The organism is Methylobacterium terricola, assembly GCF_006151805.1.
Classification (GTDB): domain Bacteria; phylum Pseudomonadota; class Alphaproteobacteria; order Rhizobiales; family Beijerinckiaceae; genus Methylobacterium; species Methylobacterium terricola.
In genome coordinates, this window is record NZ_VDDA01000001.1 from 796,642 (window position 1) to 820,811 (window position 24,170).

Annotated in this window: 24 protein-coding genes; 15 read left to right on the forward strand and 9 right to left on the reverse strand. The window is 69.9% G+C overall.

Translation table 11 applies throughout. From position 1 onward, the window contains the following. Positions 1-6: 6 nt before the first annotated feature. Together hemF and FF100_RS03505 are read right to left on the reverse strand one after the other, a co-directional pair. Complete coding sequence (gene hemF, locus FF100_RS03500) at positions 7-903, reverse strand: oxygen-dependent coproporphyrinogen oxidase (RefSeq protein WP_246101895.1); 897 nt, start codon at positions 901-903, stop codon at positions 7-9. Positions 904-1,027: 124 nt separating this feature from the next. Further along, the gene (locus FF100_RS03505; protein WP_139034141.1) at positions 1,028-1,483 is read right to left on the reverse strand and encodes a tRNA (cytidine(34)-2'-O)-methyltransferase; all 456 of its coding nucleotides are present in this window, start codon (positions 1,481-1,483) and stop codon (positions 1,028-1,030) included. A 121-nt stretch (positions 1,484-1,604) separates the two neighbouring features. On the opposite strand from FF100_RS03505, the gene FF100_RS03510 reads away from it, so the two are divergent. After that, positions 1,605-3,473 carry an ABC transporter ATP-binding protein gene (locus tag FF100_RS03510; RefSeq protein WP_139034142.1) on the forward strand — a complete coding sequence of 623 codons (1,869 nt, stop codon included), beginning with the start codon at positions 1,605-1,607 and terminating at the stop codon, positions 3,471-3,473. 358 nt (positions 3,474-3,831) lie between these two features. Then, positions 3,832-4,245, forward strand: a complete 414-nt coding sequence (locus tag FF100_RS03515; RefSeq protein ID WP_139034143.1) for a hypothetical protein — start codon at positions 3,832-3,834, stop codon at positions 4,243-4,245. Between the two features lie 162 nt (positions 4,246-4,407). Here FF100_RS03515 and FF100_RS03520 read toward each other — a convergent pair whose 3' ends face one another. After that, positions 4,408-4,731 carry a hypothetical protein gene (locus FF100_RS03520; protein ID WP_139034144.1) on the reverse strand — a complete coding sequence of 108 codons (324 nt, stop codon included), beginning with the start codon at positions 4,729-4,731 and terminating at the stop codon, positions 4,408-4,410. Between the two features lie 1,212 nt (positions 4,732-5,943). After that, positions 5,944-6,408 carry an outer membrane protein assembly factor BamE gene (locus tag FF100_RS03525; RefSeq protein WP_139034145.1) on the reverse strand — a complete coding sequence of 155 codons (465 nt, stop codon included), beginning with the start codon at positions 6,406-6,408 and terminating at the stop codon, positions 5,944-5,946. A gap of 266 nt (positions 6,409-6,674) precedes the next feature. Here FF100_RS03525 and FF100_RS03530 point away from each other — a divergent pair, with 266 nt between their 5' ends. From FF100_RS03530 to FF100_RS03580, 11 genes are all read left to right on the forward strand, one after another. Further along, positions 6,675-7,232 (forward strand): ubiquinol-cytochrome C chaperone family protein, encoded by a 558-nt coding sequence (locus tag FF100_RS03530; RefSeq protein WP_139034146.1) that lies wholly within the window; start codon positions 6,675-6,677, stop codon positions 7,230-7,232. 169 nt (positions 7,233-7,401) lie between these two features. Beyond that, the gene (locus FF100_RS03535) at positions 7,402-7,908 is read left to right on the forward strand and encodes a YceD family protein (RefSeq protein ID WP_139034147.1); all 507 of its coding nucleotides are present in this window, start codon (positions 7,402-7,404) and stop codon (positions 7,906-7,908) included. A 173-nt stretch (positions 7,909-8,081) separates the two neighbouring features. Then, positions 8,082-9,116, forward strand: coding sequence for a phosphate acyltransferase PlsX (gene plsX / locus FF100_RS03540; protein ID WP_139034148.1), 1,035 nt, complete (start codon positions 8,082-8,084; stop codon positions 9,114-9,116). Positions 9,117-9,144: 28 nt separating this feature from the next. After that, positions 9,145-10,122 carry a beta-ketoacyl-ACP synthase III gene (locus tag FF100_RS03545; protein ID WP_139034149.1) on the forward strand — a complete coding sequence of 326 codons (978 nt, stop codon included), beginning with the start codon at positions 9,145-9,147 and terminating at the stop codon, positions 10,120-10,122. A 132-nt stretch (positions 10,123-10,254) separates the two neighbouring features. Beyond that, positions 10,255-10,572, forward strand: coding sequence for an integration host factor subunit alpha (locus tag FF100_RS03550; protein ID WP_139034150.1), 318 nt, complete (start codon positions 10,255-10,257; stop codon positions 10,570-10,572). A gap of 43 nt (positions 10,573-10,615) precedes the next feature. Continuing rightward, on the forward strand, positions 10,616-11,143 hold the full coding sequence (locus FF100_RS03555; protein WP_246101896.1) for a MerR family transcriptional regulator: 528 nt from the start codon (positions 10,616-10,618) through the stop codon (positions 11,141-11,143). Positions 11,144-11,456: 313 nt separating this feature from the next. Continuing rightward, the gene (locus tag FF100_RS03560) at positions 11,457-11,906 is read left to right on the forward strand and encodes a hypothetical protein (RefSeq protein WP_139034151.1); all 450 of its coding nucleotides are present in this window, start codon (positions 11,457-11,459) and stop codon (positions 11,904-11,906) included. A gap of 204 nt (positions 11,907-12,110) precedes the next feature. Beyond that, positions 12,111-12,602, forward strand: coding sequence for a 4-aminobutyrate aminotransferase (locus FF100_RS03565; RefSeq protein WP_139034152.1), 492 nt, complete (start codon positions 12,111-12,113; stop codon positions 12,600-12,602). A 388-nt stretch (positions 12,603-12,990) separates the two neighbouring features. Further along, positions 12,991-14,943, forward strand: coding sequence for a PrkA family serine protein kinase (locus tag FF100_RS03570; RefSeq protein ID WP_139034153.1), 1,953 nt, complete (start codon positions 12,991-12,993; stop codon positions 14,941-14,943). Positions 14,944-15,057: 114 nt separating this feature from the next. After that, on the forward strand, positions 15,058-16,374 hold the full coding sequence (locus tag FF100_RS03575) for a YeaH/YhbH family protein (RefSeq protein ID WP_139034154.1): 1,317 nt from the start codon (positions 15,058-15,060) through the stop codon (positions 16,372-16,374). A gap of 78 nt (positions 16,375-16,452) precedes the next feature. Further along, a complete protein-coding gene (locus tag FF100_RS03580) occupies positions 16,453-18,033 on the forward strand; it encodes a SpoVR family protein (RefSeq protein ID WP_139034155.1) in 1,581 nt (526 codons plus the stop codon). Between the two features lie 112 nt (positions 18,034-18,145). On the opposite strand, the gene FF100_RS03585 is transcribed toward FF100_RS03580, so the two are convergent. Next, a complete protein-coding gene (locus tag FF100_RS03585; protein WP_139034156.1) occupies positions 18,146-18,487 on the reverse strand; it encodes a DUF1476 domain-containing protein in 342 nt (113 codons plus the stop codon). 166 nt (positions 18,488-18,653) lie between these two features. Between FF100_RS03585 and FF100_RS03590 the strand changes: the two genes are divergently transcribed. Beyond that, positions 18,654-19,145: a YciE/YciF ferroxidase family protein gene (locus FF100_RS03590; protein WP_139034157.1), complete on the forward strand. Its 492-nt coding sequence runs from the start codon at positions 18,654-18,656 to the stop codon at positions 19,143-19,145. 43 nt (positions 19,146-19,188) lie between these two features. Beyond that, a complete protein-coding gene (locus tag FF100_RS03595; protein ID WP_139034158.1) occupies positions 19,189-19,602 on the forward strand; it encodes a VOC family protein in 414 nt (137 codons plus the stop codon). Positions 19,603-19,625: 23 nt separating this feature from the next. On the opposite strand, the gene FF100_RS03600 is transcribed toward FF100_RS03595, so the two are convergent. From FF100_RS03600 to FF100_RS03615, 4 genes are all read right to left on the reverse strand, one after another. Beyond that, the gene (locus FF100_RS03600; RefSeq protein ID WP_139034159.1) at positions 19,626-20,615 is read right to left on the reverse strand and encodes a glucokinase; all 990 of its coding nucleotides are present in this window, start codon (positions 20,613-20,615) and stop codon (positions 19,626-19,628) included. Between the two features lie 68 nt (positions 20,616-20,683). After that, on the reverse strand, positions 20,684-21,634 hold the full coding sequence (locus FF100_RS03605) for a 3-hydroxyacyl-CoA dehydrogenase family protein (protein ID WP_139034160.1): 951 nt from the start codon (positions 21,632-21,634) through the stop codon (positions 20,684-20,686). 274 nt (positions 21,635-21,908) lie between these two features. Next, positions 21,909-22,937: a cyclase family protein gene (locus FF100_RS03610; RefSeq protein ID WP_139034161.1), complete on the reverse strand. Its 1,029-nt coding sequence runs from the start codon at positions 22,935-22,937 to the stop codon at positions 21,909-21,911. Beyond that, positions 22,934-24,127, reverse strand: a complete 1,194-nt coding sequence (locus FF100_RS03615) for an ABC transporter substrate-binding protein (protein ID WP_139034309.1) — start codon at positions 24,125-24,127, stop codon at positions 22,934-22,936. The genes FF100_RS03610 and FF100_RS03615 overlap by 4 nt, the downstream gene beginning before the upstream one ends. Positions 24,128-24,170 lie beyond the last annotated feature (43 nt).

Sequence of the window (24,170 nt, forward strand, 5' to 3'; positions counted from 1 at the left end):
ACCCTTCTACGGCCAGCGCACCGTCGGCGGCATCGACGACAGGATCGACGCGACGTTGCCGCCGGTCTTCAGCCCGAAGATCGTGCCGCGGTCGTAGAGCAGGTTGAACTCGACGTAGCGGCCGCGGCGGACCTGCTGCTCGTGGCGATCGGCCTCGGTCCACGGCGTCGCGACGTTGCGCCGGACGATCTCGGGATAGACGCCTAGGAAGGCGCCTCCGACCTCGCGGGTGAAGGCGAGGTCGGCGGCCGGATCGCCGGTCCAGTGGTAATCGTAGAAGATGCCGCCGATGCCGCGCGGCTCGTCCCGGTGCTTGAGGTGGAAATACTCGTCGCACCAAGCCTTGTAGCGGGCGTAGTCGGCCGCCGGATGCCGGGCGCAGGCGGATTCGAACGCGGCGTGGAAGGCGACCGTGTCCGGGTCCTCCTGCGTCCGGCGCCGGTCGAGGACCGGGGTCAGGTCGGCTCCGCCGCCGAACCACGTCTTCGTCGTCACCACGAAGCGGGTGTTCATGTGCACGGTGGGCACGTTCGGGTTCCACGGATGGGCGATCAGCGAGATGCCCGTCGCAAAGAAGCGCGGATCCTCCGCGGCGCCCGGGATCTGGCCGCGGAACTCGGGCGCGAACTCGCCATGCACCGCCGAGACGTGGACGCCGCATTTCTCGAACACCCGGCCGCGCAGCATCGCCATGGTGCCGCCGCCGCCCGGCGCGCCGGAATGGTCCCTGCGCTCCCACGGCGTGCGTTCGAACCGGCCCGGCCCGCCGGCCTCGGGGGCGAACGGTCCCGTCGCCTCGTCCTCGATCCGCTCGAGGGCGGCGCAGATGCGGTCGCGCAGGGTCGAGAACCAGGTGGTCGCCTCGGTCTTGAGCGCGGCGATGTCGGGAACGGTGTCGGTCATGGGCGGCGTCATTCCCCAGCACTAGAGCATTTTCCGACGAAGCGGATACCGGTTCGTCGAAAAAGGCGGCCCGTCGACGATCCGGAGCGGCGTTCGGGCGCTGCTCCCAGACGGGGCCAAGGACTCAGATCGCACCGATTTGCCGGTGACCCTCGCCCAGCATCATCCCGGCGGCCACCGCGACGTTGAGCGAGCGCATCCCTGCCCGCATCGGGATCGCCACCCGGGCATCGGCATCCGCGTGGACCGCCTCCGGTACGCCGGCCGATTCGCGCCCGACCATCAGGCAGTCGCCGTCCCGGAAGGCATGGGCCGTGTAGGGCACCGACCCGTGCGTGGTGGCGAGCACCAGCCGGATTCCGGCCGCGCGCCGCCAGGCGTCGAAGGCGGCGTAGGAGCGGTGGCGGGTGATCGCGACGTGGTCGAGATAGTCGAGGCCAGAGCGGCGCAGGTGGCGGTCCGAGACGTCGAACCCCGCCGGCTCGATGATCTCGACGGCGACGCCGAGGCAGGCGGCGAGGCGCAGCATCGTGCCGGTGTTCTGCGGGATGTCGGGCTGGTAGAGGGCGAGGCGCAGCATGGCTTCGGGATGGTCGATTCGCGCGTCCCGGCATAGCCCGCTGCGTGGCCTGCGGCATCGCTCCCCGGTTGGCGCCGGGCAGCGGTCGCATAGCTGAGGCGGCATCACCCCCGGAGCCCGCATGTTCCTCGACTGGCTCGAGCGCCGCATCGACCCCTTCGCCCCCTTCGAGGAGACGCGCCGCCCGCCCGGCACGGTCGCGGGCTTCGCCTGGTTCTACCTGCGGCCGGTGCGGGGACCGCTGGCGGTGCTGTTCGTCGTGGCGCTCGCCGCCGGCAGCGTCGAGGCCTCGCTCTACCTGCTGATGGGCTGGTTCGTCGACATCCTGGCCCGCTCCGGGCCGGACAGCCTGTGGCGCGACCACGGCACCGGGCTGATGCTGGCCGCCGGCCTGATCCTGGTGGTGCGGCCGATCCTCGCCTGGCTGCACGAGGTCCTGTCGAACCAGTACGTGGTGCCGCAGACGACGAGCCTGATCCGCTGGCGCACCCATCTCTACACGCTGGGCCATGCCCTGTCGTATTTCCAGGCCGATTTCGCCGGGCGGCTCGCCAACCGGGTGACGCAGGTCGGGGTGGCGGTGCGCGAGCTCGCCATCGTGGTGATCGACACCCTGCTCTACGTCGCGATCTTCGCCGTGACGGCGGTGAGCCTGTTCGGGTCGATCAGCCTGTGGCTGATGCTGCCGGTGCTGGCGTGGATCCTGGCCTATGCGGCGCTCACCGCCTATTTCGTGCCGCGCGCCCGGGCGCGCTCGCTCAAGGTCGCCGATACGCGCTCGGCCTTCATCGGCCGCATCGTCGACAGCTACACCAACATCCTGACCCTCAAGCTGTTCGCCCGCGACCGCGAGGAGCGCTCGGCGGTGCGGAACGCGACGATCGAGCACACCGACGCCTACCTGCACTCGTTCCGGCTGATCACCGCGGTCACCGGCACGCTCTCGCTTCTGAACAGCGTCCTGATCGTCGCGACGGCGGGCGTGGTGCTGGCCTTATGGTCGCGCGGGCAGATGACCACCGGGGAGGGGGCGGCGGGCCTCGCCCTGGTGCTGCGGCTGATCGCGATGTCGGGCTGGGTGATGCAGACCGTGCGCGGCTTGTTCGAGAATATCGGCGTCGTCCAGGAGAGCATGCAGACCATCGCGCTGCCGCACGCGCTGACCGACCGGCCGGGCTCCCGCGACCTCGCGGTGACGGGGGGCGAGGTGCGGTTCGAGGGCGTCAGCTTCCATTACGGCAAGGCGGAGGCCGGGATCATCGAGGATTTGAGCCTGCGGATCGCGCCGGGCGAGCGGGTCGGCCTCGTCGGCCCGAGCGGGGCGGGCAAGACCACGCTCACCTCCCTGCTGCTGCGGCTGCACGACCTCGAGGGCGGCCGCATCCTGATCGACGGCCAGGACATCGCCGGGGTGACGCAAGCCTCGCTGCGCCGGCAGATCGCCGTGGTGACCCAGGACACCTCGCTCCTCCACCGCTCGATCGGCGACAACATCGCGTATGGCCGGGAGGAGGCGACGGAAAGCGAGATCGTCGCGGCGGCGCGGGCGGCCCACGCCGATGACTTCATCCGCGCGCTTGCCGACCACAAGGGCCGCGGCGGCTACGACGCGCAGGTCGGCGAACGCGGCGTCAAGCTGTCGGGCGGCCAGCGCCAGCGCATCGCCATCGCCCGGGTGATCCTCAAGGACGCCCCGATCCTGATCCTCGACGAGGCGACCTCGGCCCTCGATTCCGAGGTCGAGGCGGCGATCCAGAGCTCCCTCGACCGGCTGATGCAGGGCAAGACCGTGCTTGCCATCGCCCACCGCCTCTCGACCATCGCCGCCCTCGACCGGCTGGTGGTGCTCGACCGTGGCCGGATCGTCGAGGAGGGGACGCATGACGCCCTCGTCGCCGCCGGGGGCCTCTATGCCCGGTTATGGGCACGGCAATCCGGCGGCTTCCTCGGCGGCGCGCCCGACGCCGCGACCCGGGACGCCGCGGAATAGGGCGGGCACCGCGCGCACGCCGTCCCCCGCAGGATCCGGGATCGACCCCGCTCGGGGAGCAACCACAAGGCTGGTCCCGGCATCGTCGATTCATGATTCGCGAACCCGGTCGGCTTACCCTGGCGGCGATCTCGCGGCAGCTTGCGGGCAGGCCATGTCGTCTCGGCTTCCCAACTCGTACGAAATCCGATCGGTTGCGCCGCGATGCGGCCTCCCGCTTCGCTCAGGCGCCGTGCGTGCCGGTGACGCGCGGTCGGGACGCTGCCTCGTGGAAGCGGTGTCATCCCGTTTAACGAGATCGCCTCGGCGCCATCGCGCCCTCGTCGCCTCGCTGCTCGTCGCGGCGAGCCTCGGCCCGGTGCAGGCCGACCAGTTGCAGCTCAACGTGAAGGCGCAAGCCGGCGAGGCTGTGCCCGAGGCCGCGCCCGTTAACCTGGGCGGCGGATTCATCGAGTTCCTGATCACCGGTCGCATCAACGGCGTGCCGCGGCGCGACCCTTCGCCGGTCCAGGCGGCCGCGGCCCAAGCGGTGCCGCTCCAGACGGTTCCCGCTCAAGCGGCCCCGCCTCAGGACGCGGCCACCGCGGATGCGCCGGCCGGCGACGTGACCATCGTCGATTACAGCGGACCGATCGAGCCCGGCTCGGTCATCCTGAACGTGACCAAGCGGGAGGTGTACCGCATCCTCCCGAACGGCAGGATGGCGATCTACCGGAACGACGAGACCCAGATCAGGCTCGCCCGCGCCATCCTCAAGCAGACGGGGCGGTAAGCGCCGGGCCCGGTCGAGGCCGATCCGACCCGGCAGGCGCGGCGGACAGGCGCCCGATCATGCTGCGATCGGACGCCACGTCGAGCCGTCGATGCCGGCGCGGTCGACCACGGCGCCTGGTTCGCGGCGACGCTTCCGCTCGGTCGCCGGATGCTCTCGCGACTACTGCCCCGGGCAGGCGACCGGAACGAGGGTGAAGTGCTCCCGCTCCACGACCCGCTGCGTCTTGACGTACATCGCCGGCTCGACGCCGGTCCGAACCAGGCCGCCGCTCACACGTGCGGCCGAACCCGCGTCGAAGAACGCCTGCGGCGCACGCACCAGGCGACCACGGGTGTTCTCGACCACCAGGTTCGGGACGTACTGCTTGCTGTAGCAAACATCCGAACCGGTCTGATCGACTTCGTAAGTCCTTGCAGAAGCTTCGCCGGCGATCACGCTCACGGCGAAAGCACTGAAAGCGACGAGAGCGATCTTGGTGTTCATTATCATGCCTCCACTTGGCGCTGTGCACCGACGGATCCTTAACATGTTTTAATCTGAGTTCAACAGCCTTCGACTACTTATGGGTTTAGATTCTGAAATCAAACTCAGTATCGTTCACAGATGGAAATTCCATTCCGACAAAATATTCGCATCGTATATTTCTGCGATCTGCCCGGGATGCCGGTGCGCGATCAGCGATCTTCTCCCTTGATTGAAGTCATTCCACGCTGCATTGCCATAGTTTCCGCGTATGACTGACGCGATTTGGTGCATGATGGATCGATGGTGATGAGACGCACCGGTCCATTTCTACTCCATTGCTGACCGCGATGATCAAGCGGAACCGTGTGCCGGCAGCCCGGGCTGCGCCGCCCGTGCCTGGGGACGCCGCGGACTACGTAGGATGTCGGACGGAGGCCGGGCTGACGCTCCGTGCCTATGCACAGCCGAAAACGGGCTTCGACCGGCGCCGGAGAGGATCGTGGCCGGGCGCATGGGGACGTCATAGGGTCGGCGGCCGGGGCGATTCACCTGACGCCGGACCGGCACGGCGGAGGGGACCGGGAGTCGCACAGACGCCGGGGCTCAGCCGCCGCCGGCGCACATGATGCGCTGCTTCTCTCCTGACCGCGTCCTGCCTCGCGGCGGCCGTCTCCCGATCGGACGGGCAGTCACCGCCGGACTGTACGAGGATCTTGCCGGCGGCGGGGTCGATCGTCTGCGGACGATGCGCGGCCCGCGGGACGGAGGCTCGACGAAAGCGACGAGAGTCAGCCGACGATCGGCGATGCGATCGACGATCGGGGGGCACGTCCGACCCCCGTGCCGCAGCGCGCGACAGCGGCAGGGGCGGAGACGGTGATCGCAACCGTTCCTGTCCGGGCGCAAACGGCCGCCAGGAGGATTCGGCTCACGTCGGCGAGGGGGGCGCGCTCTCGCCTTGCCTGGGGTCTGCGCTGACCGCGGGTCCCTTGCCCCGGGTCTTGTACCCTCGTGCCTTGGGATCGACACGTCGATGCCAAGGCGTCCGGCGCATCGGCGACGACGCCCGTTCGGGCGTGCCTTGCGCCGTCGAACGGATCCGTTCGAAGGCGCCGCGGTAGTACTGGGCCACCGGGAGCCGCCCCCGATCGCCTTGCGGCCGACGGTCCCGCCTCCGGTCGCCTTTCCGGCGCTACGATCGGGCCGGAGGCGCAGCCTCCGGCGACGGCGTCACCGCGCGTTGCCGAACGGCTCGAACTTGGTCAGGCCGCGCATCAGCTGGCCGAGGAAGGCCTGCTCGCCGCCGCTGGTCGGGGTGGTGCGGGAGATGAAGTCGAACACTCGTCCGTCCTGCTCGCCGTAGAGCGCCACGCGCTCGACCTTGAAGCCGGCATTGAAGTACACGGCCAGGACACGCTGGTCCCTCGGGCGCTCGCCCAGGAACATGACCGAGCGCTGGGTGTTCTGGCTGATGTAGTACCAGGACTTGTTGCCGACGGTGGAGACGGTGGTCGGCGTGCCAAGGGTCTGCAGCACCTGCTCGGCGCTGGCGCCCGGCCGCACCTGGGCGACGGCAGCCTCGTCGATGATGTAGCCGTGCCGGAACTCTTCGCCGATCACGCAGCCCGCGGCCGACAGACCGATCAGGCCGGCCGCGGCGAGGCGGAGGAGCGACGGTGTGAAGCGGCGCGGCATCGAGACCTCGGGAGACGTGTGCGGGATGGTGTGACGGCCGACCGGATGGCGGCCTTGCGCGAGAAGCGACCGTTGCCGTACCCCGGGGTTGTGGCGTTGGCAAGGCACGGCCAAGGTTCCGCCACGGAGAGACGGGTCGCCGCGCAGCCGCGACGCGACGGCGATCCCGGATCGTGCAAGAGAGATGTGCAAGCGAGTTGTGCAAGCGAGTGGTCCACGAGCCGGCCTCGCGGATGAACGAGGCGCGGAAGGCGCGAGACACCCCGATGATCCGAAACCCCTTCCGCCGCGACACGGCCCGGACCCGGGCCATCGAGGCGCTGCATGTCCGCATCAATGCCGGGGCCCGGGTGCCGGCGCTCTATCTCGACCTCGGCGTGCCCGATACGGTCGAGGGCCGGTTCGAGGCCTTATGCCTGCACGTGGTGCTGGTGCTGCGGCATCTGAGGCGGCTGCCGGCCCCGGCGGCGGACATCGCCCAGGACCTGGTGAACTCGGTGTTCGAGCAGCTCGATTCGTCCCTGCGCGAGCTCGGCGTCGGCGACATGGGCGTCTCGAAGCGGATGAAGAAGCTGGCCCAGGCCTTCTACGGCCGCGCCGCCGCCTATGACGCGGCCCTCGATGCCGGCGATGTCGACGGGCTGGCGGTGGTGCTCGCCCGCAACGTCCTGGCGCGCGAGGACGTGGACGCGGCGCGGGGGCTCGCCGCCTACGTGGCGGCGGCCGATGCCGGCCTTGCGGCGAGCGACCTCGACGCCCTGATGGCCGAGGGCCCGGCCCTGCCCGACCCGTCGCGCTTCGCGGGCCATCCGGCCCGGGGCTGACGCCGCACGATCCGCCCGATCGTCCTGCCGGTGCCCCTTGCGCCGGGGCGGGGCGGGGGGCATCTCGGGAGGATCGAGCCCGACCACGCGAGAGTGCCCCTTCGGGGCTGCCGCGCCCGCTCATGCCCGTCCCCCGCATGCGCGAACAAGCATCCGGAAAGGAGCCCCCATGACCCCCGACAGCGTCGGCCCGTTCTCCCGCCCGATCCTGGTCGAGCGCACCTTGAAGGCCGGGCAGCCGGTCACCGTCGAGGCCACCGAGGCGGAGCGCGCCGCGCTCGCCCGCGATTTCGGCCTGCCGGGCATCGCGCGGCTCAGCGGGACCTTCCGCCTCTCCGGCTCGCTGCACCGGCTCCAGGTCACCGGCACCGTCGAGGCGGCGGTGACCCAGACCTGCGTCGTGACCCTCGAGCCGTTCGACGCCACCGTGAGCGAGGAGGTCGACGTCGATTTCGCCGCCCAGGACGCGTTCGCGGGCACGCCGGCGGAAGATGCCGACATCCCCGACCCGATCGTCAACGGCCGCATCGATCTCGGCAGCCTCGCCGCCGAATTCCTGGCGCTGGGCCTCGATCCCTACCCGCGCAAGGACGGCGTCGCCTTCGAGCCGCCGGCGGATGCGGGGGAGGAGACGCCTTTCGCCGCGCTCCAGACGCTGAAGGGCAACGACCGCTGACGGCGAGGCCCCTCGCGCGAAACGAGGCCTGACGCCGTCTCGGCACGGAAGCCTTCAGATTTCGTTTGCGGCCCGGCGCCGGGTCGCTATTTTCCGCCGCGCCGCGGATACCTGCATCTCCACGCGCGTCATTCCCTGTCCCCGGCGGATCCGAGAGGCTGTTCGACCCCCCCATGTCCCAGAGAGTGCGCATCTCGCTCGACGCGATGGGCGGCGATCACGGCCCCTCGACGGTCGTGCCCGGTGCGGGGCTCGCCCGCGAGCGCCACCCCGAGACGACGTTCCTGATGTTCGGCGACGAGGCCGTGCTCGCTCCCCTGGTCGCCGCCGAGCCGCGCCTGAAGGGGGCGGTCGAGATCCGCCACACCGCCGTGTCGGTGGCGATGGACGAGAAGCCGAGCCAGGCGGTGCGCTCGGGCCGCGGCAAGTCGTCGATGTGGAAGGCGATCCAGGCGGTGCGCGACGGCGAGGCCGATGCCGCGGTGTCGGCCGGCAATACCGGCGCCCTGATGGCGATGTCGAAGATCTGCCTCAAGACGATGTCCCACATCGAGCGCCCGGCCATCGCCTGCCTGTGGCCCACCGTGCGGGGCGAGAGCGTGGTCCTCGATGTCGGCGCCACCATCGGCACCGATGCCAACCACCTCGTCGACATGGCGGTGATGGGCGCCGCGATGGCCCGCATCGTGTTCGACCTCGACCGTCCGACGGTCGGGCTCCTCAACGTCGGCACCGAGGAGATGAAGGGCAACGAGGCCGTCAAGGAGGCGGCCCGGATGCTGCGCGAGGCCGACCTGCCGGGCCTCGCCTATCACGGCTTCGTCGAGGGGACCGATCTCGGCCGCGGCACCGTCGACGTGGTGGTGACGGAGGGCTTCACCGGCAACATCGCGCTGAAGACCGCCGAGGGAACGGCGAAGCAGATCGCCGCCTACCTCAAGGGCGCGATGGGCCGCACCCTGATGGCGAAGATCGGCTACCTGTTCGCCCGCGGCGCCTTCCGGGCCCTGCGCGAGAAGATGAACCCGAGCCGGGCGAATGGCGGCGTCTTCCTCGGCCTCGAGGGCATCGTCATCAAGAGCCACGGCGCCGCCGATGCCGAGGGCTTCGCCAGCGCCGTCGACCTCGCATACGACATGGCCCGCCACGACCTGATGCGGACGATCCGGGAGCGCCTCGACGCGACGCCGGCCCAGGCCTCCGCATGAAGACCGCCTCGGGCGTAGGGAGTAGATCATGACCCGCCTTCGCTCGGTGGTGCGGGGCTGCGGCTCCTACCTGCCGCGGACCACCGTCACCAACGACGACCTCGCCGCCCGGGTCGACACCTCGGACGACTGGATCATCCAGCGCACCGGCATCCGCCAGCGCCACATCGCCGAGGCCGACGAAACCACCTCGGTGCTGGGTATCAAGGCGGCCGAGAATGCCTTGCGCGACGCCGACATCGATCCGGCGACGATCGACCTCGTGATCTGCGCGACCTCGACGCCGGACCACACCTTCCCGTCGACCGCGACCCAGATCCAGGCCGGCCTCGGCATCCAGTCGGGCGCCGCCTTCGACCTCCAGGCGGTCTGCGCCGGCTTCGTCTACGCGGTCGCCACCGCCGACAAGTTCCTGACCACGGGGGCGGCCAGCCGCGCCCTCGTCGTCGGCGCCGAGACCTTCTCGCGCCTGCTCGACTGGGAGGACCGCACCACCTGCGTGCTGTTCGGCGACGGCGCCGGCGCCCTGGTGTTGGAGGCGCAACCCGGCGAGGGCCGCGCGAGCGATCGCGGCGTGCTGACGAGCCAGCTGCGGTCCGACGGCCGCCACCGGGAGAAGCTCTATGTCGATGGCGGGCCCGGATCGACCGGGACCACCGGCAAGCTGCGCATGGTCGGCAAGGAGGTGTTCCGCTTCGCCGTCGGCTCGGTCACCGACGTGATCGCGCAGGCCTTCGAGGCCACCGGCACCACCGCCGACGAGCTCGACTGGTTCGTGCCGCACCAGGCCAACCGGCGCATCATCGAGGCCTCGGCCGACAAGCTCGGCATCGCCCGCGAGAAGGTGGTGCTGACGGTCGACCGCCACGGCAACACCTCGGCGGCCTCGATCCCGCTCGCCCTCGACGCCGCCTGCCGCGACGGCCGGATCAAGCGCGGCGACCTCGTGATGATCGAGGCGATCGGCGGCGGCTTCACCTGGGGCAGCGCGCTGATCCGCTGGTAGGCCATCCAAGGTCTGCCACAAAGTATCCGGGAACCCGCCCGGCGCCCGGTTGACCCAGCGCGCAACGCCGATTAGCGTGCGCGATCAGAGACATACGTTATTTCGCGAATCAGCCGCCGGGGGAGCAGCACGATGGCAGGCAAGACGGTCACGCGGGCCGATCTGAGCGAGGCCGTCTACCAGCGGGTCGGCCTGTCGCGGACGGAATCCGCCGCCCTGGTGGAGACGGTGCTGTCGGAGATCTGCGGCTGCCTCTCGGCCGGCGAGACCGTCAAGCTGTCCTCGTTCGGCTCCTTCGTGGTGCGCGACAAGGGCAAGCGGGTCGGCCGCAACCCGAAGACCGGCGTCGAGGTGGCGATCGAGCCGCGCCGCGTCATGGTGTTCAAGCCCTCCAACGTGCTCAAGGCCCGGATCAACGGCGACGCCGCCCCGGACGACGACGAGGGGTGAGCCGCCTCCGCGCCACGGCGCGGGCCGAGACGGGATCGGGCCGATGACCGGGATGCCGATCGAGGACGAGGACGCGCCGGAACCGGGCGGAACCGATGCCCCCGGCCGCGCCCTGCTGCCCGAGAAGGAGCCCGGTGCCTTCCGCACCATCGGCGAGGTCGCCGAGGACCTCGACCTGCCGCAGCACGTGCTTCGCTTCTGGGAGACCCGCTTCACCCAGGTGCGTCCGCTCAAGCGCGGCGGCAACCGGCGCTACTACCGGCCCGACGATATCGATCTCCTGCGCGGCATCCGCCGCCTGCTCTACGGCCAGGGCTACACGATCCGGGGCGCCCAGCGGATCCTGCGCGAGCGGGGCATGCGCTTCGTCCAGGCGGTCGGCCGCGGCGAGCAGACCGCCCCGGCCTTCGTCGAGACCGACCACGAGCTGGAGCCGGACACCCCACCGCCGCCGCTCGGGCGGGCGGACCGGGCGAGCCTGAACGCCGTGCTCGACGAGTTGCGGGCCTGCCGGCGGCAGCTGGCCGGCGTGAGGGGGGCGACGAATGCGGCGGACGCGCAGGGCGAGTGACGGAGGCACCGATCACCCAGCGCCGCTCTCCGTCGAATCGGCCGGGTGTCGTCACGTTCCTCGACGAGTTCCCGCCCGCTGCGTCGATGCGGCGCCGCACGTGGGATCGGACCGGGCGAACGGCCGGCCGCCATGGTCTTGCGGCCCGTCATACCCGGATTCCGGGCTCCGTCCCCCCGTGAGGTTGCGGAAAGGGGTCGATCGCGCCGGGGCTGACAGTCACGGGTCGCGCCATCGGGTCGAATACGATCGCTGCTCCCTGGCGTTTCTGCGTCATGGCAGAACCGAACGCCCCTCGCGGCGTTAGGCGCAGATGGTCGATTCCCGCCGTCGTGCGTCCCCCACCACCGAGCTGATCGCGCGGCTGATGCGCATCGTGCGGACCTGCCCGGAAGCCACCGCCGACGTGCTCGAACTGGTGCTGCTGGTGAGCCAGATCGAGGCGATTCCGGTCGTCGACCGCGATTACCGGGACGCCAAGCGGGTGATCGCCCGGCTGCGCCAGCCGCTCTGGGACATGACCCTGGATCAGCGCGAGGTGCTGCGCAAGGCCGCCGACACCATCCGCGACGCCTGCCGCCTGCGCGAGGCCGACATCCCGTCCGACCCGATCGGCGATGCCGGCGAGCGGGCGCGGATCGAGCGCGGCCTCGCCGCGGCCCTTGCGGGCGAGTTCACGCCGGCGCAGATCGCCCGCGTCACCGGCGCCGCCCTGTCGGTGCTGCAGGCGGCGCAGGGCGGCCAACCGGAGGAGGGGGCATGATGATCGGCGACTACCCGGTCGAGGGGCGGGGCTACTGGCTGTGGCTCGGCGGGGTGGCCCTGCTCGGGCTGTTCAACCTGTTCGTGATGCTGGTCCTGCACTGACGGGAGGAGTCCGGCGCGGAACCCGCGGCCCGAGCCCTCGACGGCGCCGGGCCCGCTCCCCACATGCGGCCGGCACCCTCTCGGAGAGCTTTGAGAAACAATGTCTCGCCACTTTCGGACCCGCCCCTTCCGCCCGACCCTGGCGCTCGCCGTCCTGATCGCCGCCGGGCCCGTGCTGGCCGCCGGCCCGGCCTTCGCGCAGGCCACCAAGGTTCGTGAGCATTCCGTCGCCTCCGGCAAGCAGGTCCGGCTCGTCATGGTGCCGAACCTGAAGAAGGATTGCTCGCTCGGGCCGCAGCCCGAGCTGAAGGTGACCAGCCCGCCGAAGAACGGCGCGACGGTCCAGCGCGCCGGCAAGGTGAAGACCCCGGGCACCTATCGCTGCCCGAACGTCGACGCCAACGTCCAGGCCCTGTTCTACGAGAGCAAGGCCGGGTTCACCGGCACCGACGAGGTGACGGTCGAGATCAAGGGCACCGACGGCAACGTGAGCACCCAGACCATCAAGCTCACGGTCGGGCCCGCCGGGACCAAGGAGGGCCCGAAGGACGCGCCGAAGGACGGCGCCAAGAAGGACACGACCGACCTCTAGCCGGCGGCGGTCCATCGCCTGACGGGTCGGCCCCGCGCCGCGTGCGGGGCCCGAACCGGCGCGGCCGAAACGAAGCGGGAACGGCGGCCACGCCGCCGGCGTTCCCCTCATGTCTCGCGGAGTGCCGGACGGCGTTTCGGGGGGTGTGGAAGAACCAGCACAGGCGTGTCCTTTACGGCACAGCTCAGGTCGCGCGCGGGCTTTCGCCTTGGCAGATCTGTGACTTTCCCGGCGACTGCGGCACGCGCCTTGCCCGCAGCCGGCCTGCATACAGGCTCCTGCTCGCCTCCGCACTCCTCCCCCCGTCGCCGCGCTGCGACAAACATGGGGATATCGATTGCATCCGAGGCGGGACAGGATGATCCTGGCGATGTCGTGAGGGTCCGGAATGCCAATGCCGTCAGCGAGCGACCTCTTTCAAACTTTCGCGCGCAGCTACGAGTCCCGCCGGGATTCGGAGCTGACGCTCTCCGAGTATCTCGACGCCTGCCGTGACAATCCCTTGATGTACGCGAGTGCGCCCGAGCGCATTCTCGACGCGATCGGCCGGCCCGAGTTCATCGATACGGCGCGGGATCCGCGCCTGGGCCGGATCTTCATGAACCGGACCATCCGTACCTACCCCGCCTTCTCCGAGTTCTACGGCATGGAGGAGACGATCGAGCGCATCGTCTCGTTCTTCCGCCATGCCGCGCAGGGGCTCGAGGAACGCAAGCAGATCCTCTACCTGCTGGGACCGGTGGGCGGCGGCAAGTCGTCCCTCGCCGAGCGGCTCAAGGCGCTGATGGAGGTGCACCCGATCTACGTGCTCAAGGCCGGCAACGAGATGAGCCCGGTCTTCGAGAGCCCGCTGGTGCTGTTTGACCCCGAGACGATGGGGCCGATGATCGAGGAGCGCTACGGCGTGCCGCGGCGGCGCCTGACCGGGCTGATGAGCCCGTGGTGCCTCAAGCGCCTCGACGAGTTCGGCGGCGACATCTCGAAGTTCAAGGTCGTCAAGGTCAATCCGTCGCGCCTGCGCCAGATCGGAATCGCCAAGACCGAGCCGGGCGACGAGAACAACCAGGACATCTCGTCCCTGGTCGGCAAGGTCGACATCCGCAAGCTCGAGACCCTGAGCCAGGCCGATCCCGACGCCTATTCCTACTCGGGCGGCCTCAACCGGGCGAACCAGGGCATCCTCGAATTCGTCGAGATGTTCAAGGCGCCGATCAAGATGCTGCACCCCCTGCTCACCGCGACGCAGGAGGGCAACTACGTCGGCACCGAGAATATCGGGGCGATTCCCTTCACCGGTATCATCCTCGCCCACTCGAACGAGGCCGAGTGGCAGAGCTTCAAGACCAACAAGAACAACGAAGCGTTCATCGATCGCATCTACGTCATCAAGGTGCCGTACTGCCTGCGCGTCACCGAGGAGCAGCGGATCTACGAGAAGCTGGTCTCGGGCTCGGAACTGGCCGCGGCACGCTGCGCTCCCGGCACGCTGGAGATGCTGGCCCGGTTCTCGGTGCTCTCGCGCCTGCGCGAACACGCGAACTCGAACGTCTTCTCCAAGATGCGGGTCTATGACGGCGAATCCTTGCGCGAGGTCGATCCCCGCGCCCGCTCGATGCAGGAATACAAGGACACCGCCGGCGTCGACGAGGGCATGGACGGGATCTCGACCCGCTTCGCCTTCAAGGTGATGGCGGCCACCTTCAACCACGATACCACCGAGGTCTCGGCCGACCCGGTCCACCTGATGTACGTCCTCGAGCAATCGCTGCGACGCGAGCAGCTGCCGCCCGAGACCGAGAAGCGCTACCTCGAATTCATCAAGGGCGAGCTGGCGCCGCGCTACGCCGAGTTCATCGGTCACGAGATCCAGAAGGCGTATCTCGAGTCGTACCACGATTACGGCCAGAACCTGTTCGACCGCTACATCGACTATGCCGATGCCTGGATCGAGGACCAGGACTTCAAGGACCCGGAGACCGGGCAGCTGCTCAACCGCGAGCTCCTGAACCAGGAGCTCACCAAGATCGAGAAGCCGGCGGGCATCGCCAACCCGAAGGATTTTCGCAACGAGGTGGTGAAGTTCGCCCTGCGCTCGCGGGCCCAGCATGGCGGGCGCAACCCGTCCTGGACCTCCTACGAGAAGATCCGCGAGGTGATCGAGCGGCGGATGTTCAGCCAGGTCGAGGAGCTGCTGCCGGTGATCTCCTTCGGCTCGAAGAAGGACAGCGAGACCGAGAAGAAGCACGGCGAGTTCGTCGAGCGGATGAAGGACCGCGGCTATACCGAGCGGCAGGTCCGCCGCCTGGTCGAGTGGTACATGCGGGTCAAGCAGGCGGGCTGACCGCGAAGGCGGACGAAACCCGCGGGAGCCATCTCCCGCGGGCCTCCACCCAGAGGAGCGGTGGCGGGACGGACCCGGTACGGTAAGGTGGCGTGATCGGAGAGCGCGAAGCGGATGCACATCATCGATCGACGCCTCAATCCCGGCGGCAAGAGCCTGGCGAACCGGCAGCGCTTCCTGCGCCGCGTCCGCGACGTGGCCCAGCGCGCCGTGCGCGAGGCGGCCCGCGACAAGGACATCAAGGACCTCGGCAAGGACGGCCACGTCACCGTCCCGGTCGACGGGGTGCGCGAGCCCAAATTCACCCGCAACCCCTCGACCGGCGTGCAGGACCACATCCTGCCGGGCAACAAGACCTATATCGAGGGCGACCTGATCGAGCGCCCGCCCGGCGGCTCAGGGGGACGAGGCGGCAGCGGCGAGGCCGGCGACGGCGGTCAGGACAGCGAGGATTCGTTCCGCTTCGTCCTCACCCGCGAGGAGTTCCTGGAGCTTTTCCTGGAAGACCTGGAATTGCCCGACCTCGCCAAGCGCCGCCTCGCGGTGGTCGAGACGGCGACCCTGCGCCGGGCCGGCTACACCGTGTCGGGATCCCCCGCCAACCTCGCGCTCGGACGGACGCTGCGCAACTCGCTGTCGCGACGCATCGCCCTCAAGCGGCCGAAGGCCGTCGAGATGGAGACGCTGGAGGAGGAAATCCGGGCACTGGAGGAGAGCCAGCCCGACGCGGCGATCCTCGACGAGCTGAAGGCGGAGCTGGAGCGCCTGCGCACCCGCTCGCAGCGCATTCCCTACGTCGACCCGATCGACCTGCGCTACCGCCGGTTCGAGCCCTATCCGCGCCCGGTGGCCCAGGCGGTGATGTTCTGCCTGATGGACGTCTCGGGCTCGATGACCGAACACATGAAGGACCTCGCCAAGAGGTTCTACATCCTGCTCCATATCTTCCTGACCCGGCGCTACAAGCACGTCGAGATCGTGTTCATCCGCCACACCGACCACGCCAAGGAGGTCGACGAGGAGACGTTCTTCGGCTCGCGCGAGACCGGCGGCACGCTGGTATCCTCGGCGCTGGTCGAGATGAAGCGGATCATCGCCGAGCGCTACAACCCCGAGGACTGGAACATCTACGCGGCCCAGGCCTCGGACGGCGACAACGTGTCGAGCGACGGCGCCACCTCGCAGGACCTGCTGCGCTCGTCGATCCTGCCGGCCTGCCAGTATTTCGCCTATCTCGAGGTCGGCGACGAGGGTGGGCCGCGGGCCGGCTTCGTCGAGCACCGCACCACGCTCTGGCGCACCTACGAGCCGGTCTCGAAGGCCAACTCGGTCCTGGCCATGCGCAAGGTCAACCACCGCCGCGACATCTACCCGGTCTTCCGCGAGCTGTTCGCCCGCAACAAGGCCGGTCAGGAGAGCGCAGCCCCCTGACGGGGCCGCGCCTACGAGACTGAAGGATCCGCGTCCCCGCCGGGGGGACGCTCCAGGCACCGGGAGGTCCGACGCCCGATGAGTTCCGCCACCTTCGACGCGCGGCCCGCCGGCCCGGCCGTGATCGCCAGGCACGCCCCGCTCTTCACCGGCAACGACTGGGATTTCGACACGATCCGGCGCATCCACGACGCCTGCGAGGCGATCGCCGGGCCGGAACTGGGCTTGAGCTGGTACCCGAACCAGATCGAGATCATCACCGCCGAGCAGATGCTCGACGCCTACGCGTCGATCGGCATGCCGCTGTTCTACAAGCACTGGTCGTTCGGCAAGCACTTCGCCCAGCACGAGGCCGGCTATCGCCGCGGCCTGATGGGGTTGGCCTACGAGATCGTCATCAATTCCGATCCGTGCATCTCCTACATCATGGAGGAGAACACGGCGACGATGCAGACGCTGGTCATCGCCCACGCTGCCTTCGGCCATAACCACTTCTTCAAGAACAACTACCTGTTCCGCCAGTGGACCGATGCGGAGGGCATCCTCGACTACCTGGAATTCGCCAAGACGTTCATCACCCGGTGCGAGGAGCGCTACGGCCACAACGCGGTCGAGGCGGTGCTGGACGCCGCCCATGCCCTGATGAACCAGGGCGTCCACCGCTACCCGCGCAAGAAGCGCCCCGACCTCTCCTCCGAGCAGCGCCGCGAGCGCGAGCGCCAGGAGCACCAGGAGAGGATGTACAACGATCTCTGGCGCACCCTGCCGGCCAAGGCCCAGTCCGGCAAGCCCGACCCGCATGCCGAGCGGCGCCGGGCGCTCCTGGAGCTGCCGCAGGAGAACATCCTGTATTTCCTGGAGAAGGCGGCGCCACGGCTCCAGCCCTGGCAGCGCGAGATCCTGCGCATCGTCCGCCACGTCGCGCAGTATTTCTACCCGCAGCGCCAGACCAAGGTGATGAACGAGGGCTGCGCCACCTACAACCACTACCGGATCATGACCCGGCTGTCGGAGACCGGGCAGATCGACGAGGCGGCCTACCTCGAATTTCTGCAATCGCACACCAACGTGATCCGCCAGCCGACCTACGACGACCGGCATTACGGCGGGCACAATCCCTACGCCATCGGCTTCGCGATGATGACGGACATCGCCCGCATCTGCACCGAGCCGACCGACGAGGACCGGGCCTGGTTCCCCGACATCGCCGGCAGCGGCGACGCGATGGGGGTCCTGCGCGACGTCTGGGCCAATTACCGCGACGAGAGCTTCATCGCTCAGTTCCTCAGCCCGCGCCTGATGCGCCAGCTGCGGCTGTTCCATGTCACCGACGATCCCGATAAGCCGGAACTCCGGGTGGAGGCGATCCACGACGAGCGCGGCTATCGCCGGCTGCGCCGGGCCTTCGCGCGGCAATACGACGTCGCCTGGCTGGACCCGGACATCGAGGTGATCGACGTCGACCTCGAGGGCGACCGCAAGCTGATCCTGCACCACAAGGTGCTGAACCGCGTGCTGCTCAACAAGGACGACGCGGCGCGGGTGCTGCAGCACCTCGCCGACCTGTGGGGCTACGACGTGCTGATGAAGGAGGTCGACACCACGACCGGCGCGGTGCTGAAGGAGCATACGGCCAGCGCGCGGCCGACCTTCTTCTGAGATCGCCCGCCGTCCGCGCGCGACGAGCCCGATTTCCGCGGTGTCATCCCGGGGCCGCCAAGGCGGAACCCGGGATCCATCATCGCAGCGGTGCCAGGACGGAACGCCGACCCTAGCCCCGCGCCTGCTCGCGCACACTGCGGGCCGCCTCGGCGCCGTAGCGGGCGATCAGCCCGGGGACGTCGTCTCCGGCCACGCCGTTCGCCGCCAGGTCGGCCCGCAGGCGCTCCGCCAGGGCCTCGTCCGGCGAGCGCCCAACCGCCCGCGTCTCGGTGCCCGCCTCGATCAGGCGCCACCGATAGGCCTCGGCTGCATCGCCGGTGAGGCTCAGCCGTTCGCACATCCAGGCCGCCAGCATCTTGTTGCGCCGTGCAAGCGCCAGGAAGCGCAATTCCTCGTCGAGGGCGAACAGGGCCTCGGCCGCGCGCTCCCGCTCATCGAACAAGGTCGACATCGGGTGGTCTCCCACGGATCCACGCCCCCTATCGTCACAATGGCCATGATGGCCCCCGACCGCCAGGCCCGGTCAACGACCCGTGATCGCCGGGGATCCCGTCCCGGAACGAAGCCGGGACGCGGGGAGTTGCCGGGGCACCTAGGTACCCCACGGGAGCATCTTCATGGCCGATGACAAGAACCTTCGCGCGCTCTTCCTGCACCAGCTGAAGGACACCTACTTCGCCGAGAACGCGATCCTGAAGGCGTTGCCGAAGATGGCGCAGGCGGCCCGGTCGGACGAGCTGCGGGGCGCGTTCGCCGTCCATGTCGAGGAAACCCGCGAGCAGGTGAAGCGCCTCGACCAGGTGTTCCGGATCGTCGGCGAGAAACCCGAGGGTGTCACCTGCCAGGCGATCCAGGGCATCATCGCCGAAGGCGAGGAGGTGATGAAGGATTTCGCTGGCAGCGACGCCCTCGATGCAGGCCTGATCGCCGCCGCGCAGGCGGTGGAGCATTACGAGATCACCCGCTACGGCACCCTGCTGGCCTGGGCGCGCCAGCTGGGTCTCTCCGAGGCCGAGGACCTGATCAAGGAGACCCTGGTCGAGGAGGAGAACACCGACGAGGTGCTGTCGGAACTCGCCGAGGACGCGATCAACCCGGCCGCGGCGTAACCGCGACGGCCGCCCGCGCGTTGCTCCGGCGGGAGGTGGCACCATGCCGGAGATCGCCGGAATCCTCGAGACGGTCCTCTACGTCGACGACCTCGCGCGGGCCGCTGCGTTCTGGGGCGGGCCGATGGGCCTGCCCTGCCTGTACGAGGACCACCGGATGCGCGCCTACGACGTCGCCGGGCGCGGCGTGCAGCTGCTGTTTCCCCGCGGCGGCTCGCTGCATCCCGTCCCGATGCCCGGCGGCACCATCCCGCCGCATGACGGCTCGGGTCCGCTCCACCTCGCCCTGTCGATCCCGGCCGGCGCCCTCGGCGAGTGGGAGCGGCATCTGGCGGCGCACGCCATCGCGGTCGAGGGGCGGACCACCTGGCCGCGGGGCGGCGTCAGCCTGTATTTCTGCGATCCGGACGGGCACCTGGTCGAACTGGCGACGCCGGGATTGTGGAAGGGGTATTGAGCAGCCCCTCCCACCGTTCGGCCTCACGCCGTCCAGTGCTGCCCGTCATAGGCGAACCGGTCCGGCTGGCAGGCGAGCGCCGAGAGGCCGGCCAGCGCCGGATCGGCGATGGTGATGACGCAGGTCGGGATCTTGGCCATCCGGTCGGAGAAGGGCGGCTTGTGCTCGAAGGCCCGCCGGAAGGTGCCCTCGTTCAGCACCTCGAGGATCCGGGGCGCGATGCCGCCGCCGATATAGACGCCGCCGGTGGCGAGGAAGGTGAGGGCGAGGTCGCCGCAGAGCCGCCCGAGCAGCTTGGAGAACACCCGGAGCGTGCGCTGCGCCGCCGGATCCTCACCCGACATCCCCCGCTCGGTGATGTCCTTGGGGTCGGCCTCGCCGCCGCCGAGGCCGGCATGGAGCCGGGTGAGGCCGGGCCCGGAGAGCAGGGATTCGACGGTGATCCGCCCCTCGATCCGCGCCAGATTCGGCCAGAACGCGAACTCCTCCTCGTCGCTCGGCCCGAAATCGACGTGGCCGGCCTCGGTCGAGACGATGGCGAGCTGCTTGCCGTAGGGCACCAGGCCCGCGGCGCCGAAGCCGGTGCCGGGGCCCAGAACCAGGCGCGCGCCGCCATCGGGGCAAAGGGTCGGGCCGATCTGCTCGAGGATCGAGCGGTCGCGCCCGGCCGGGTCGAGGGCGGCGGCGCCGGCCGCCACCGGCACGTAGTCGTTGACGACCCGGCAGCTCGCGAGGCCGAAGTCACGGCCGATCCGCTCGCCCTCGATCACCCAATGGGCGTTGGTGAGGTGCACCGCCGGCCCGTCGACCCGGGCGGCCACGGCCAGGATGGCGGAGCGGGGCGGGGCGACCTCGCTCTTCGCCAGGGCGGCGCGGATCGCCGCGCTGGGATCGGGATGGCCGGCGGTCTTGTCGTGGGCGAGCACCACCGGCTCGGACCCCGGCTTGTCCTGCACGGCGAAGCGCGCATTGGTGCCACCGATGTCGCCGAACAGGACCGGGAACTCGAACATGGGCCGCCGCCTCGCCTCTTGCGCTCAAGGCCCATCGTTATAGCGCCGCGGCGGCGCCGGTCGACCGCTCAGGCTCCCTCCATCCGGCCGACTTGCTTCATCGCCTGCTTCAGCGCCAGCAGGCGGCGGTCGCGGTCGCGAAACAGCTCGGCCGGATCGCGCCCGCCCCAGTCGAAGAAGCCCTTGCCGGCCATCACCCCGGTGCGCCCCTCTGCCACCAGGCCGTCGATCGCCTCGGAGCGGGTGCGGGCCGGCGGCGGGCTGTAGCTGGCATTCGCCAGCGCATGACGCAGCAGCGCGATGCCGGTGAAATCCGCCTTGGCAAGGTGTCCGAGGATCGGGATGCGGAGCGCCAGGCCATGGATGATCGCGTCGTCGATCTCCCGGGCCGAGGCGACGCCCTCGTCGAGCAGGTGGTAGACCTCGGCCGAGATCGCCGACTGGATCCGGTTGGCGACGTAGCCGGGGATGAAGCGCTTGAGCACGATCGGCACCTGACCGAGCCCGAGAACCAGCTGGCGCGCCTCCTCGATCACCGCCGGATCGGTCTGCGGGCCCGGCACCACGTCGACGAGATCGACGATGTAGGGCGGGGTGTACCAGTGCATCACCAGGGCGCGGGACTGACGCGCCTCCGGGATCAGCGGGAAGACGTCGAGGTAGCTGGTGTTGCTGGCGATCCGCGTCTCGGGGGCGCACAGCCGGTCGAGTTCGGAGAACAGCGTGCGCTTCGCCTCCGGGTTCTCGGTGATCGCCTCGATGACGAGGCTGGCGCCCGAGACGGTCGCGGCGAGGTCGGGTTCGAGGCGGATCGCCTGCGCCGCGCGCTCCGGCGTCCAGTCGGGCGCGACGGCGCCGGCGTCGCGCAGGGTGTCGAGGGCGGAGGCGATCAGCCCGGGCACTTGCTCCAGGGTCTCCGGCCGGCTGTCGGTCAGCCGGACGCTGTGCCCCCCGAGCGCCAGGATCAGGGCGATGCCGTGCCCCATCAGCCCGGCCCCGATGACCGCGATCTCGCTCATGGTGTTCTCCCGTCGCATATCCTTGGAAGCGCAAAAGCCGTGGCGTCGTCCCGCCGGCCCACGTCGTGACATCCGCCGTCATCCCGGGGCCGCGCCGCGGAGCCCGGGATCCGGAACCGCCCGTGGTGCGGACACGGGGCAACCGCGTTCCGTGGCATCCCGACGAACCTGAGCGTCGGCATACCGGGCCTTGCGGCACGGCCCCGGGCTGACGGGGAGGGGATGGCGGTCCTTGCCTCCGACCGGCGAACCGGGGTGCCTGCCGCGATCCGGCTCACACCGTCGCGATCGGCGTCGTCGGCGAGCCGACCGCCCCGGGCAGCCGCAGGGGCGGGGCCGTGAGCAGGAAGCGGTGCCGGCCGTTCGCCCGCAGCCAGGTGGCGAGCGGGGTGAGGTGCCACAATTCGCCGAGATTGACGCCGAGGCGGAACAGGCAGTGCTCGTGCAGCGGCAGGGTGGCGCAGCAGCCATCGCCGGGCAGCGCCGGGTGGACCTCGACGGCGTAGTTGTCGGCGATGAGGGCGACGAGGCCCGAATCGGTGATCCAGTTGAGGAGGCGTCGGTCGCGCCCGTCGAGCCCGGCACAGAGGTCGTGGACGATCGCTGGATCCGGGTTGCGGTTCATGCCGAGCAGCCGCTCGGCAAAGCCCGTATGCAGGCAGACCATGTCCCCGGGCTCGACCGTCACCCCGTCGGCATCGAGGATCCTGCGCAACGGGTCGTAGCCGACCGCCACCCGCGCATCGCCGAGATGAGCGTGGAGGTCGATCATCACGCCGCGGCCCTGCATGCCGCGCTCGGCCAGCCGCTCGATGCCGAGCGCCTGCGCGCGGGACGGCGCGCCGGCGTCCTCCGGCGTCGTCGGGCCGGTGATGTCGGAGCCGGCCCGGAAGCCATTGTAGTAGACCGGACGCGGGGTGCCGTCGCCCTCGACGTCGAACAGCGAGCCGACATGGGCGAGGCTGTCCCATTGCGTCGAATATTGCAGGTGCAGCACCGCGAGGTCGTCGCTGACCACGTCGGTCGCGTCGGGCACCTCCTCGCAGACCGGGAAGTTCATGTTCGGCCGGCCGCTCGCCCGCACGGTCGGGCGGATCTGCGGCGGGTGGCGGCGGGGGTTCAGGACGTTGCCGCCGGGAAAGTCGAGGGGCAGGCTGAGGCAGAAGGCCAGGCCCTCCCGGACCTCGGCGGCGCCCTGGCGCACCTTCTCGGGGGTCAGCAGGTTGAGCCGGCCGAGCTCGTCGTCGGGGCCGAAATCGCCCCATGTCGAGCCCTCCGGGCGGCGGCGCCAGCGCATCGTCATTTCTTCACCAGGGGGCAGCGGGAGGCGGATAACGGCTGGAAGGCCTGCTCGCCCGGCACCGTGGCGACGAGCTGGTACAGGTCCCAGGGCCCCGTCGATTCCGACGGCGCCTTGACCTTGAACAGGTACATGTCGTGGACCATGCGGCCGTCCTCCCGGATGCGCCCGCCGCGGGCGTAGAAGTCGTCGACCGGCGTCTCGCGCATCGCCGTCATCACGGCCGAGGTCTCGTCGGTGCCGGCCTTCGCCACGGCCTTCAGGTAGTGCATCACCGTCGAGTAGACCCCGGCCTGGGACATGTTCGGCATCTTGCCGACCCGCTCGAAGTAGCGCTTCGACCACGCCCGCGTCGCGTCGTTCAGGTCCCAGTAGAACCCCTCGGTGAGCAGCATGCCCTGCGTCGCCTTGAGGCCGAGGGACTTCACGTCGCTGATGTAGACGAGCAGGCCGGCGAGCGTCTGGCCGCCCTGGGTCAGGCCGAACTCGGCGGCCTGCTTGATCGCGTTGGTGGTGTCGGCGCCGGCATTCGCGAGGCCGACGACCTTGGCGCCGGAGCCTTGCGCCTGGAGCAGGAAGGAGGAGAAATCGGCGGTGTTGAGCGGCACCCGCACGCTGCCCCGGACCGTGCCGCCATTGGCCTTCACCACCGCGCTCGCGTCGCGCTCCAGGTCCTGGCCGAAGGCATAGTCCGCGGTGACGAAGAACCACGAATCACCCCCGGCCTTGATGGTGGCGAGCGCGGTCGAGTTGGCGAGGGCGTAGGTATCGTAGGCCCAGTGGACCGAAACGGGAGAGCAGGCCTCGTTGGTGAGCCGCACCGCGCCCGGGCCGTTGAACACGATGATCTTGTTCTTGGCCTTCGCGATGTCGGCAGCGGCCAGCGCCGTGGCCGAGGCCGCGACGTCGAGGATCGCGTCGACCCCGGCGGTATCGAACCAGGCCCGCGCCGTCGCCGCCGCGATGTCCGGCTTGTTCTGGTGGTCGGCGACGACGACCTCGACGGGGGCGCCCAGCACCGTGCCGCCGAAATCCTCCACCGCCATGCGGGCCGCCGCGGCGCTGCCGGGCCCGGTCACGTCGGCGTAGGGCCCTGACATGTCGAGCAGGAAGCCGAGGCGCACCACCGCGCCGGAGATCGTCGTGGAGATCCCTTGAGAATGGCCCACAGGCGCCTGTTGCGCGCAGGCCATGCCCTGTGATGCGGCAAGCAGAGCCGCCGCCAGAAGCGTTGTC